General features: G+C 38.3%; 11 protein-coding genes. 10 read left to right on the top strand and 1 reads right to left on the bottom strand.

Going from position 1 to position 13,196, the window contains the following annotated elements; genetic code table 11:
- Positions 1–287 precede the first annotated feature (287 nt).
- The 4 genes from JF76_RS08670 to phnE (JF76_RS08655) are packed head-to-tail and all read left to right on the top strand — an operon-like array spanning position 288 to position 3,617.
- Positions 288–1,214 (top strand): phosphate/phosphite/phosphonate ABC transporter substrate-binding protein, encoded by a 927-nt coding sequence (locus tag JF76_RS08670; protein ID WP_045928673.1) that lies wholly within the window; start codon positions 288–290, stop codon positions 1,212–1,214.
- A 21-nt stretch (positions 1,215–1,235) separates the two neighbouring features.
- A complete protein-coding gene (gene phnC, locus JF76_RS08665; RefSeq protein ID WP_045928672.1) occupies positions 1,236–2,009 on the top strand; it encodes a phosphonate ABC transporter ATP-binding protein in 774 nt (257 codons plus the stop codon).
- Positions 2,002–2,805 (top strand): phosphonate ABC transporter, permease protein PhnE, encoded by an 804-nt coding sequence (gene phnE, locus JF76_RS08660; RefSeq protein ID WP_045928671.1) that lies wholly within the window; start codon positions 2,002–2,004, stop codon positions 2,803–2,805. Before phnC ends, phnE (JF76_RS08660) begins: the two co-directional genes overlap by 8 nt.
- Positions 2,805–3,617 (top strand): phosphonate ABC transporter, permease protein PhnE, encoded by an 813-nt coding sequence (gene phnE, locus JF76_RS08655; RefSeq protein WP_045928670.1) that lies wholly within the window; start codon positions 2,805–2,807, stop codon positions 3,615–3,617. The genes phnE (JF76_RS08660) and phnE (JF76_RS08655) overlap by 1 nt, the downstream gene beginning before the upstream one ends.
- Positions 3,618–3,676: 59 nt before the next feature.
- Here phnE (JF76_RS08655) and JF76_RS08650 read toward each other — a convergent pair whose 3' ends face one another.
- Entirely contained in the window at positions 3,677–4,243 is a 567-nt protein-coding gene (locus JF76_RS08650) for a DNA-3-methyladenine glycosylase I (protein WP_045928669.1), read from the bottom strand.
- Between the two features lie 200 nt (positions 4,244–4,443).
- Between JF76_RS08650 and JF76_RS08645 the strand changes: the two genes are divergently transcribed.
- From JF76_RS08645 to JF76_RS08620, 6 genes are all read left to right on the top strand, one after another.
- The gene (locus JF76_RS08645) at positions 4,444–4,929 is read left to right on the top strand and encodes a hypothetical protein (protein ID WP_045928668.1); all 486 of its coding nucleotides are present in this window, start codon (positions 4,444–4,446) and stop codon (positions 4,927–4,929) included.
- A gap of 52 nt (positions 4,930–4,981) precedes the next feature.
- Complete coding sequence (locus tag JF76_RS08640; RefSeq protein ID WP_045928667.1) at positions 4,982–6,379, top strand: metallophosphoesterase; 1,398 nt, start codon at positions 4,982–4,984, stop codon at positions 6,377–6,379.
- Positions 6,380–6,488: 109 nt separating this feature from the next.
- A complete protein-coding gene (asnB, locus tag JF76_RS08635) occupies positions 6,489–8,438 on the top strand; it encodes an asparagine synthase (glutamine-hydrolyzing) (protein WP_045928666.1) in 1,950 nt (649 codons plus the stop codon).
- Positions 8,439–8,457: 19 nt separating this feature from the next.
- On the top strand, positions 8,458–9,714 hold the full coding sequence (locus JF76_RS08630) for a carboxylate--amine ligase (RefSeq protein WP_045928665.1): 1,257 nt from the start codon (positions 8,458–8,460) through the stop codon (positions 9,712–9,714).
- Between the two features lie 186 nt (positions 9,715–9,900).
- Positions 9,901–11,121 (top strand): MDR family MFS transporter, encoded by a 1,221-nt coding sequence (locus JF76_RS08625; RefSeq protein WP_045928664.1) that lies wholly within the window; start codon positions 9,901–9,903, stop codon positions 11,119–11,121.
- Between the two features lie 95 nt (positions 11,122–11,216).
- Complete coding sequence (locus JF76_RS08620) at positions 11,217–13,166, top strand: M13 family metallopeptidase (protein ID WP_045928663.1); 1,950 nt, start codon at positions 11,217–11,219, stop codon at positions 13,164–13,166.
- Positions 13,167–13,196: the final 30 nt, after the last annotated feature.

The following is a 13,196-nucleotide window of genomic DNA, read 5'->3' as shown; positions in this document are numbered from 1 at the left end:
TAGGAATTAAATAAACTTTCTTAAACAAAATAAGATTTCTAGTCAATTCTCTTTTCTAAATAAAACATTTCTGCTATTATTTGATAGAATAAATACAGTATGTCGAAAGGAGGGTGAAGGTAATGCAAAAACGGCGCTTGGCGTTCATTGAAGTTTTTGCAAAAAAGCCTTTTCGTTCCTTTCAAAATGGTATTGTTCGCTTTTTAGTAAAAGTGTTATTGAAAGACTTAGTTTAATTCACATTCGTGTTTTTAGCTAAAGTCTTTTTTTATGTCTGGGAGGGCATGATGAAAAAATTTAGAAAAATACTAGCTGGTGCCGCTATTTTTTTAGTAGCATTCATGATGGCTGCCTGCTCAAACAAGGAAAAGAGTAAAGATACTGGCACGCCTAAGTCTTTGAACGTCCAATTCGTTCCTAGTCAGGCTGCCACTAAACTGGAGTCACGTGCAAAACCACTGGAAAAAATGCTGTCAGACCGTTTAGGTATTCCAGTTCACGTTTCAATGTCTACTGATTACAACACGGTGGTTGAAGCCATGAAGTCTAAGAAAGTTGATGTAGGTTTCTTGCCGCCAAATGGCTATATTTTAGCTCATAAGCAAGGAGCAGCAGATGTATTGCTCCAAGCACAAAGATATGGAGTTAAACAACCAAATGGCCGACCAACCAAGGAACTGGTTAACTTCTATCGTGCTGAGATTGTAGCTAAGAAAAATTCTAAAATTAAGAGTTGGAAAGATTTAAAAGGCAAGTCAATTTCTATTCAAAGTCCCACATCTTCAGCCGGCTACGTTTTCCCAATTGCCGAATTGAAGGAAAAGGGTCTTGATGTACGCAAGAGTTGCAAGTTAGTCACTGTGACTGGTCAAGATCAAGCTGTACTAAATGTGCTTAATGGTGACACAGATGCCGCATTTGTGTTTGAAGATGCGCGGACAATTGTGAAAGACGACAATCCTAAAATCATGAGTCAAGTAGTACCAATTTACTTTACCAAGCCTATTCCCAACGATACAATTTCCGTTGTTCCCAGCATGTCTGATTCATTCAGAAAGAAGCTGGCCAAGGCATTTATCGATATTGGCAAGTCTAAGAAGGGTAAAAAAGTCATCGAGAGTATTTACACCCATGAAGGATACGTTCACACTAAAGACAGTGACTTTAACGTTGTGCGTAAATATGAAAAAATTATCGAATCGACCAAAAAATAAGGAATACAAAGGAAGTTTATAATGGCAGATTCTGCAGTTAAGCCAATAATCGAATTAAAAAACGTTAAAAAAGTTTATGGCAAAGATGTTGTTGGTTTAAAAGACGTCAATTTAACTATCAATAAAGGTGAATTTGTCGTTATTGTTGGTCTATCTGGCGCCGGCAAATCAACGCTTTTGCGGTCGATTAACCGTTTAATTGATATTACTGAGGGTGATATTTTAATTAACGGTGAATCTATTACCAAGGCTAAGGGTAAAAAATTAAGAACTTTGCGTCGTCATATTGGGATGATTTTCCAAAGCTTTAACTTAGTTAAGCGCTCAAGCGTGATGCGTAACGTTTTAACTGGCAGAGTTGGATACTATCCAACTTGGAAATCTACTCTAAACCTTTTTACTAAAGAAGATAAACAACGGGCCTATGACGCTTTGCAACAAGTTGATCTTGAAGACAAAGTTTACTCTCGTGCTGATGAATTGTCCGGTGGACAGCAGCAGCGGGTAGCGATTGCGCGTGTTTTAACCCAAAACCCGGATATTATTCTGGCAGACGAGCCAACAGCTTCGCTTGACCCACAGACTTCACGCCGGGTGATGAAAGACTTGCAGATGCTTAACGAAAAGCATGGCATGACTGTTGTCATTAACCTGCACAGCGTGCAACTGGCACAGGAATTTGGCAAGCGAGTCATTGGAGTTCGTGCTGGTGAAATTATCTATGACGGTAAGATGTCTGATACTCCGGCAACCACGTTTGATCAGATCTATTCCGGTGGTGATGAAGATGAGTAGCACAGAGCAAGAAAAACTGAGGGCTTTGCCTAAGAAAAAATTTAAAATCTTAAATTTGCTTTGGGTACTGCTTTTTATTGCTGGATTATTCATTTCTACTAATGAAACCAAAACTGACTTAGGTGCCTTGTTTGCCAACTTTGGGCAATTTGCTGACATTTTCTTGCAAATGCTGCATCCTGACTGGTCATACCTTGGCACTGTAGTGCCACTTTTGCTGGAAACTATTAAGATGGCGATCTTGGGTACGGCAATCGGTTCTGTAATTGCTTTTATTTATTCTTTGCTTATTGCTCGCAATATTGTGAAAAATAAAGCACTTACGGGAATATTGCGGATTATTATGAATATCATCAGAACAGTTCCTGACCTGCTTTTAGGTGCTATCTTCGTAGCTATTGTTGGTATCGGACCAGTAGCCGGGGTTTTAGCCTTGGCTATCTGTACGTTCGGAATTGTGGTCAAACTGTTTTACGAAGCAATTGAAACTATTGATCCAGGTCCAATTGAAGCCTTAACCGCGGTTGGTGCTAATAAGCTGCAAATCATTGTCTTTGCGGTTTTGCCTCAGGTTATGACCTATTTTATTTCCTATTGTTTGTATGCATTTGAAATTAACGTGCGTGCTTCAACCGTTTTAGGTTATATCGGTGCCGGTGGTATTGGTTTGTATCTGCAACAGACACTGCAAATCTTTGATTATCCTAAGACAGGAACAATTATTATTGTGATCGTTATAGTAGTGGTACTAATTGATTATGTTTCATCTAAATCACGGGAGGCGTTGATGCAATAATGGATACAAGTATGAAAAAATTGCCTCCTAGGCCCATAGATGTCAAAAAACGTGTTTTGCACTGGCTAATAGCAGTTGTCACTGCGGCTTTAGTGGTTTGGTCATGCACAGGAATCGATTTTGGCGGAATCAAAGAAACAGCCGGACAAATTGCCGGTGCGATCTTTTCTGGCATTTTTCATCCTGATTGGTCTTATGTCTATAACGGCTCAGGTGAAGACTTACTGTCGCAATTATGGGAAACTGTCTGCATTGCCTTTTTAGGAACATTCATTTCTGCCATTATTTCATTACCCTTTGCTTTTTGGGCCGCAAATACTAAGCACAAGCACTGGTATGTCTCACGGTCAGGTAAGATTGTGCTGGCAATAATCAGATCATTTCCAGAAATTGTTTTAGCCTTAATGTTTATTAAAGCTGTTGGACCTGGTTCTGCTGCGGGTGTTTTGGCACTAGGCTTTCACTCAGTGGGAATGCTTGCCAAGCTCTTTTCTGAAGCAATTGAAAACCTGGAGGATGGTCCTAACGAAGCAGTTACCGCTGTTGGTGGTTCAAAGACAAATATTATTATGTTTTCTACTTTGCCTAATTTAATGCCGGCTTTAATTTCAAACACGTTATACCGGTTTGATGTTTCGATTCGGTCTGCTTCTATCTTAGGTTTAGTTGGAGCCGGTGGTATTGGTTACCCGTTAATCATTGCACTGCAGTACCGTCAATGGAACCGAGTTGGTATCATTTTACTCGGAATCATCATTATGGTTGTGATCATTGACTGGATTTCGGGCTGGATCCGTAAAAAATTAGTCTAAAAACGAAAATATCTGAATATAGTGAATCAAGTATGTAAATTTCAGCTTGATTCACTTTTTTATCCGTGATATTTAAAGGGACAATTTTCTAAATGATCGTTGATTAGGCCAACGCTCTGCAGGAATGAGTATAGAATTACTGGCCCCACAAAAATAAAACCGTCTTTTTTCATCTGCTTTGCTAATTTTTGGGCAATTTTGTTTGTCGTTGGTACCTCATCACTTGTTTGAGGATGATGAATAATGGGAGTGGGAATGAATTTTTGTAAATAATGGGCAAAATTGCCGTATGTTGCATCAATAATTACCAGTGCGCGTGCATTGGTCATCGCAGCAGCAATTTTTCTTTGATTGCGAATGATTCCTTTATCTTGCAATAAGCGCGTCTGATCCTGTTCAGTCATTTGTGCAACTTCTTCGGGAACAAAATTGCAAAAAGCCTGGCGAAAATTTTGCCGTTTATGCAAAACTGTAGACCAACTGAGACCAGACTGAAACAGTTCCAGCACCAGCATTTCAAATAAGTAACGTTCATCTAAGTTTAATTTGCCCCATTCGTGGTCGTGGTAATCCTTAAGTAAGGAATCATTATGGTCACTCCAAGGACAACGAGTAATATTATTCATTTTTATTCTCCTTAAATATATATTAACGTTCATAAATAAATACGCCAAAATATTTTTATTCTTTTAAAAACAATTTGGTCGGTTGTTGTGCTGAAATTTTTCAAATATTTTCTTTTTCCTAAAATATCAGAAACTTTTCCTTCAAAAAGTGCAATAGCTGTTTTTTTGGTATAATATATAATGAACTTTAGGAGGATACCATGGAGAAGTTAGAAATAATAACTTTGGCCGATGACTTGGCCGCAAATCAAGAAAGTATTTTAAATAAAGAAACAGATTTTGAAGCCGAGGCAGTTTATCGTGTAATTGATAATTTGCACGTTTTGCATAAGCCAATAAAAGAATACTTCGGCATGAGTCAAGAGCAGTATTATGACACTGAAAGTGATCATAAACTGACTTTAATTAAGTTATCGGAGCAATTAACCGATTTGCAGGATCGGATTTTGACTAACCATGTTGATGGTTTTGTTGATAAAAATGAAATTAATCTAACTTATAATCATGAGAATCCATATGAAGACGGGTTTTACAACAACCTGGTAGATTTTCATGTCGTTAGTTACAGTTTAAAAGTAATTGGAGCCGTTGAAGAAGTAGCGCCAAAAACATTACAAGGGGTTTTGTCTAAAGATGCACTTCTGTCAATTGGTTTAGCGGCACATGCTTTAGAAAAAAGCTTATAATTTTAGAGCTGAATGTGTGTTCAGCTCTTTTTCTTTCTGTTTGGGGCAAAATATGGGTATTTTAAAGTATACTAAAGGACTAGCTGATAAGATAAACGGGGCTAGGTTACGTTCTTTATTTAAGAAAAAAGATGCACAGCTTGATCCTATGCAAAATTATTTAACGGTAGGAGAGTATCACGTTGATAGTGAACAGGGTACACCTAATGATCAGCCGTATACTCTGACAGTTTATCAGGATGAAGAAAAAATTTTGCATCAAGCTCTTAGCCTGGAAAGTACAGATAAATTAGAACCTGAATATGTGCGCAGATTCAGTCCCGAACTGCAGCGCTACCGTGCTTTTGTCAACCGCAAAACTGGCAGACGCTACGTTGTAGAAGAATATTTGGATCGCTTTGTTGAAAGAGTCAAAGGCCACATTCGCACAGGAAAAAATTCTATTAATGTCAGTGTTATTACTGATACTCATTATAAAGATCGTAATAGTATGGACTTTTATGGCTGGAACGGCTTAACTCACGTTAACGAATTTTCTTATCTTGATGACTCAGGATTGTTAAGTTTAAAAGTTCATTTGGGTGACTGGATTGATGGTTCCGATACCGGCTTTTTGGGCGAAAGTGAATTAACCAAGTTGCGTGATTCATTTGTTTCCGACAAAGTGCCTTATATGCTGATTAAAGGCAATCATGATGAAAATGATAAATTTGATGAACACCATGATTTAAGTGCTTCTTTTCCTGAAAATGAGTTTGAAGGGATTATGTGGCCTGCTTTGTATAAGCAAAAGGGTGTCCATTATATTTCGCGGCAACACGGGGTTTGTTACTATGATGTGGATGACTTGCGCTTTATTTCCGTTAATACTTCTGATTTGCCTTACTATTTGGATGCCCAAGGCAGAAAAAAGTATGATGTGAAACTTACTTTGGCTGTGAGGGAAGATCAAATTGAAGAAATCATTGAAATACTGGAGCAGTCATCAAATAAGCAAATTATCTTTATGAGCCATGCCAATCCGATTAATCGCAAGGGTTCAAATGCGTTAAAGTATAACGGCCGTTCTCTGCACGAGCTGCTAGTTGCTTTTAATCAGGGTGAAAAAGGACAGATGCATTCCAGCCACGGAATTCCACCAGAGTTTCGTTTAGCTAATGACTTTGATTTTACTAATGTGAAAAATGCGCGTATTATTGCCTACTTTTGTGGTCACAGACATAACGAAGACCAATACCGCATTAACGGAATTCAGTATATCTTGTTTAACTGTTCGGCACTGATGGGTCCTAACCATGCTTTAACCACTAAATATAACAAGAATTGGAAGCGGCAAATTGATCATCAAACAGAATTTGCGGGTTATATTGTCAATATTGACATACAGAGGCATTATATTCAGGCCTTTGGTTATGGCGCTGCCAGCAAACGCAGAATTTTTTATATTTAGTAAAATCGCGACGGGCAATTTGGAAATTGCCCGGCTTTTAGCATATAATAGAAAAGTTAAATTAAAGACAAAAATATACAAAGTAACATAAATTAAGGGAAGATAAGCAATGTGCGGAATTGTTGCATTTTATAATCCAGAAATAAATGATAAACAAGCCGCTATCGGTAAAATGATGGCGGCAATTATGCATCGTGGTCCTGATTCAGATGGTTTTTATACCAACGATAAAGTTGCTTTAGGGTTTAGAAGATTATCAATCATTGATTTACGTGGCGGCAGTCAACCAATATACAACGAAGACAAAACAAAGGCGATTATCTTTAACGGTGAAATTTACAACTTCCAGCCTTTAAGAAAAGAACTGCTTGAGGCAGGTCATACCTTTACCACTAAGTCTGATACAGAAGTGCTGTTGCATGGCTTTGAAGAATGGGGCATGGATGGTCTGCTTAAGAGAGTTCGCGGCATGTTTGCTTTTGCGATTTGGGATGACAATACTCAGACATTGTACGGTGCGCGTGATTTCTTTGGCATTAAGCCGCTCTACTACAGTGATGAGAATGGTCAATTAACGATAGGCTCAGAAATCAAAAGCTTTTTGGCAATGCCTGGTTTTAAAAGACGTTTAAACATTGAAGCGGTTAAACCATACTTGATGAACCAGTATAATGATTTGCATGAAACTTTTTTCAAAGGAATTTATAGATTTCCTGCCGGCCACTGGTTCGAATATAAAGATGGTGAAATGAAAACCCATCAGTACTGGGATGCAGAATATAAGGCCAATACTTTAAGTTTTGAAGAAACCGTCAATAAAATTGACGAAGATTTACACGAGTCAGTTAAATTGCACCATATTGCCGATGTTCCGGTTGGTGCCTTCTTATCAGAAGGAGTAGATTCAAGTTACATCACAAGTATATTAAATCCGGATGATGTCTTTTCAATTTCTTTTGATGATGCAACTTATGATGAAGCTTCAAAGGCCAGAGCTTTAGCTGATATGAAGGGCTGGCATTTCTTTTCTGATAAGGTTAAAGCAGATGAGGCAATGCATGACTTCCCGGAAATGCAGTACCATATGGATGAGCCGGATGCTAACCCGTCAATAATTCCATTATGGTATTTATGCAAGATGGCACGTAAACATGTGACAGTTGCTTTGTCCGGCGAAGGTGCGGATGAATTATTTGCAGGTTACGTTAACTACGGAATGCACACGCACAACAGCATTATTAAAGTTTTTACTTCCCAATGCAAAAAGTTGCCGAAGAAGACTAGGGTTAAACTGGCACACAGAATTAAAAAAATGCCGAACTTCCCCGGTAAGGTTCATTTATATACCAATTTAGCTGAACCAAGTGAATTTTACGTTGGTCAATCAGTTATCTATGACATGGATTATCCGACTATCTTTACATCTGAAGATGCTAACAGTGTTTTAAAGCCATCTTATCGGAATAAATTAACTGTTAACGGGATTTACCAAAGTGACTTTAAAAAAGTAAAAGACCTCGATAATGTCCGGCAGATGCAGTACATTGATCTGCACCACTTTATGCTAAATGATATTGAACAAAAGGCGGATAAAATTTCTATGGCTCATTCTTTGGAGTTAAGGGTGCCATATCTTGATAAAAAGGTTGCGGAAAGAGCCAATTCAATTCCGACTGATTACTTAGTGAACAAGCATGACACTAAGTATGCTTTGCGCAAGGCTTCAGAAAAGGTTTTACCGGATGAATGGGCTAAACGACCAAAATTAGGCTTTCCAACCCCAATCAAAGAATGGTTGCAAGAACCCCGTTTTTATAAACAAGTGCGCGAATTATTCAGTGAAGACTTTGTACAAGACGTTTTCGAGCAGGATAAAATTTTGGCTCTGCTTGATGAAAACTACAAGGGTGACGGTTCCCATCGTCGACAAATTTGGACTATTTATACATTTTTGGTATGGTATAAATTATTCTTTGTTGATTATGAAGGGACAGTTGCCAAATACCAGCATGTTCAACCAGAAGTTGCCAACTTGATTAAGCAGGGCAAGCTGGTTTAATGAGGAGAACAATTTATTAATGAAACGAAACTTTACGCCAATTTTACTTGGCAGTGACATTAATGTTTACGGCATGGCCCGATCGTTTAACGAGGCATACGGTATTAGCGTAAAGGCGCTGGCTGACAGTCAGCTGGCGGCAACACGTTATTCTAAAATTGTCAGGGTGGAGTTACATCATGGCTTCAGCGAAGATCCCACTTTTATTGAAGTTATGCGTGAGCAAATGAAAATTTACCAGGATCATGAAGAACCGGTAATTTTGATTTCGTGTGGAGACGGCTATTCTGAATTGCTTGCAAAGCATAAGGCAGAATTGGAACAAGTTTTTGTAGTTCCCTATGTTGACTACGATTTATTACAAAAACTAATTTCAAAAGAAAACTTTTACCAGATAGCTGAAGAATGTGGTCTGCCATACCCTAAAACCAAGATTGTGACGATGGCTGATTACAAGGCAGAAAATTATCTGGAACTTCCCTTTGGCTATCCTATGGAACTCAAGCCGGAAGATCCTGTTTCCTGGCTTGATGTGCAGTTTGAGGGTCGTAAAAAAGCTTTTACCATTCATAATGAAACTGAATTGCGCGATATTGTCACTAAAATCTATGAGAATGGCTACAAAGAAGACTTGATTCTGCAGGACTTCATTCCCGGTGATGATTCCAACATGCGGGTGTTAAACGCCTATGTTGATAAGGAGCATCATATCAAGATGATGTGTATGGGTCATCCTTTGCTGGAAGATCCCACGCCCCAGTCAATTGGCAATTATATGGCGATTTTACCTGATTATGATGAAAAGCTGTACGAGCAGGTTGAATCGTTCTTGGAAAAAATCAATTATACAGGGATGGCCAACTTTGACATCAAGTATGATACGCGAGATGGTAAATATAAATTCTTTGAAATCAATCTGCGCCAAGGACGTTCAAGCTTTTATGTAACACTTAATGGTTATAATTTGGCGAAATGGTATGTGGATGACTATGTTTATGACAGCTTAAACGATAAGGAGCCGGTTTACTGCAATAAGTTAAAGTCAAAGCATAAATTGTGGCTGGGTATACCTGTCAATGTGTTTAAGCAATACGCTGTTGATAATGAAGCCAAAAGAATGGCAGAAGAGCTAATCCATGAAGGACGTTATGGTACAACAGTCTTTTATGATCAGGACCGCAATTTTAAGCGGTGGCTACTGTTGAAATATATGTTCCATAATTATAAAGGACGTTATCAAAAGTATTATCAGGAAAATAAGGGTCAATTCTTCTAGGCTCTGGATTAATTAAACAGCAATAAAGATGATTGCAGCAAATCGCTGGTGGTCATCTTTTTTCTCTAAGAATAAAATTATTATTTTGTACGCAAAATACCAGTTCAGCTATTTATTGGGGGTGTTCTTTTTTAATACTTCTTGCTAAACTGGTAAATGGAAACTAAAAAAGAAAGGACTGAATAAATGAAACTTAAACATGGATCTCATGAAGAAACTGAAATTAAGTTACGCTGGCTATTACTGGGGGAGCTGGCCACGTGGATCGGGTCGAGTTTTGTTTGGCCCTTGACTTCGGTTTATTTAAACAAGCAATTACACATCAGCCTTTCTGTAATAGGGGTTGTTTTATTTTGCAATTGTGCCAGCAATGTATTAGGTTCGCTTTTAGCTGGACGCTTATATGACCGTCTGAACCCATACCCACTAATTGTTACAGGATTAGGACTGGATGCCTTTGTTTTGTTCATGATGGCTTTTTTCCATGGCTGGCCGCAATATTGGTTTTGGCTTATTCTTACCGGTTGCATCAGTGGTTGGAATGGCACCTTAATTAACTCAATAGCAACAAGCTTGCGTAAATATTCAGGGCGTTATGTTTTTAATCTGATTTATTTTGCCCAAAATGTCGGTACTGTCACAGGAACGCTGCTGGTAGGATATCTTTACGACTTTTCAATTGAGTTCTTATTTATTTTAGCAGCTTCACTATTTGCCATTGCCTGCGTTAATGCAGCGATTCATTATCGTCCAATTAATACTTTTCACCAAAATCGTAAAAAGAACGGTATTAAAAAAGGCGCGAAGCAAAAGGTTGATCCTATGCCCAAATACAACGTGATGTTAATGGTAGGATTCTTGATTTCCTTGGCTGTGACATGGCTAATGTACATGAATTGGGAGTCTAACCTGTCAGTTTACATGGTTTCATTAGGAATACCTTTCCATTTGTATAGCTTGTTATGGACCCTAAATGGTGCTGTAATAGTCATTATTCAAGTGATTTTGGCACGCTATCCTAATTTGTTTAAGAACTTGTTTCAGCAAATTATTTTTGGAACGCTCATGTTTGCAATTTCTTTTGCCACGTTGATTTTTGCCAAAGATTTTGCCCACTTTGCACTATCAATGTTTATCCTGACTATGGGTGAAGCGACTGCATTTCCAGCTGTTCCGGCATACATTAACGATTTATCTCCGGCAAACAGCAAGGGCAAATATCAGGGTGAAATTAATGTTGCCCGTGGCATTGGTCAGGCTTTTGGTCCATTATTTGGCGGCATGATAATTGATCGTGCGGGTTACATTCCATTCTTTATTATTGCTGCCTGTGGTATTTTTCTGATGGTACTGCTCTTATTGCCATTGCACGCAAAATTGCACAAGCATATCACGCTTTATAAGTAATTTTGTAAAATTTTTTTAATGTTAAGGGTATAATTAGAATGATAATATTAATTTAGTCTATTTTTAATTTAGATAAAAAAGGGAGGACTCTCTGAATGAATAAAAACTTCGCAGTTCGAGGCGGTAGTGGTAATATCATCGAACCTAAGCTTGATGCACGCCCGCAGGACAACCTATACCTTGCTGTTAACTCAGAATGGATTGAAAAAACTAAGATTCCGGAAGACCGGTCACGAATGGCCTCGTTTGATGGTATCGATGTTGACGTTGAAAAGCATTTGATGCAGGATTTTGCTGATTTTGCTGCTGGAAAAAAAGAATTACCAAATGTACCTGATTTTGATGAAGCCGTTAAGTTATACAAATTAGCTAGAGATTTCGATAAAAGAAACGCTGATGGAGCTGCACCAATTAAGTCAGACTTGGAACTTCTTGATGGCATTAAGGATTTTTCTGACTACAACTTAAATGCGCCTGACTTAGCAACTTTTGCCACACTTCCATTTAGCTTTGGCGTTTCGCCTGACATGAAGAATACCAAAGTTAATGCTTTGTATTTTTCTGGTCCTGGAACTTTCTTGCCTGACACTACAACTTATCAAACTCCTGATGCACCAAAACTATTAGACATTTTGCAAAAGCAATCGGTTAAGCTTTTAACCATGGCTGGTATTGATCAAGCTAAAGCAGAAAAATATGCAGAAGATGCTATTAAATTTGATGCTAAGCTATCTAAGATCGTTAAGTCTACAGAAGAGTGGGCAGATTATCCTGCTACTTACAATCCAATGAAGATTGCTGACTTTGAAGCTAAGTTTAATCAGTTTAAGATTGCTTACTACTTGAAAGAAGCAATTGGCGAAGAACCAGAACGAATTATTGTTGAAGAACCACGCTACTTGGATCACATTAACGAAATTATCAATGAAGAAAACTTTGCTGAAATCAAAGGCTGGATGTTGGTTAACTTTATTAACGCGGCTGCTGACTCCTTGTCACAAGAGTTTCGTGAAGCAGCGTTTCCATTTAGTCAGGCTCTTAGTGGTCAACCTCAATTGACAAGTGGTGAGAAACAGGCTTACTACATAGCAAATGATTCATTTAGCGAAGTAGTTGGCGTTTATTATGGTCAAACTTACTTTGGTAAAGAAGCTAAAGAAGACGTTGAAGACATGATTCACCGTATGCTTGAGGTTTACAAGGAACGTTTGCAGAATAACGATTGGCTTTCTGAACAAACTAAGAAACGTGCAATTATTAAACTTGATGCTTTGGTATTAAAGATTGGTTATCCAGATAAAATCGAAGAAATTTACAATCGTTTGAAGGTAATTCCAGCTAATGAGGGTGGCAGCCTCTATTCAAATGAACGTGCATTTACTATTGTGCAGCAAAAGTACAACATTGAACAATTGCACAAGGAAGTTGATCGAACAGTTTGGGCAATGCCTGGTAACCTAGTCAATGCCTGTTATGACCCTCAAAGAAATGATCTGACTTTCCCTGCAGCAATTTTGCAGAAGCCATTTTATGATTTGAAACAAGACAGAGCGGCCAACTTTGGCGGAATCGGTTCCGTAATTGCTCATGAAGTTTCCCATGCCTTTGATAACAATGGTGCTCAGTTTGATGAATTAGGCAATATGACTAATTGGTGGACTGATGAGGATTATGCTGAATTCAAGAAACGGACACAAGCTGAAATTGACTTGTTTGACGGTATAGAATATGGACCAGTTAAACTCAATGGTAAGCAAATAGTTTCTGAAAATATTGCTGATCAGGGTGGCTTGACTGCTGCTGTTGAAGCTGCCAAGAACGAAAATGATGATTTGAAGAAACTATTTGAAAACTTTGCACGCATTTGGGCTAATAAGCAATTGACTGAATCAATTAAGAGTCAAACTGCTGTTGATGTTCATGCGCCTGGTCCACTGCGGGCTAATGTTCAAAGTCAATGCCAAGATGACTTTTACAAAGTCTTCGATGTTAAACCAGAAGACGGCATGTGGCTCGACCCAGAAAAACGAGTACATATTTGGTAATTAATATTAAAAATAAAAACATTGTTCCAA

It is taken from the genome of Lactobacillus kullabergensis (assembly GCF_000967195.1).
In the GTDB taxonomy this organism is placed as follows: domain Bacteria; phylum Bacillota; class Bacilli; order Lactobacillales; family Lactobacillaceae; genus Lactobacillus; species Lactobacillus kullabergensis.
The sequence above is the reverse complement of the archived record's forward strand: the minus strand, read 5'-3'. Positions and strand labels throughout refer to the sequence as shown.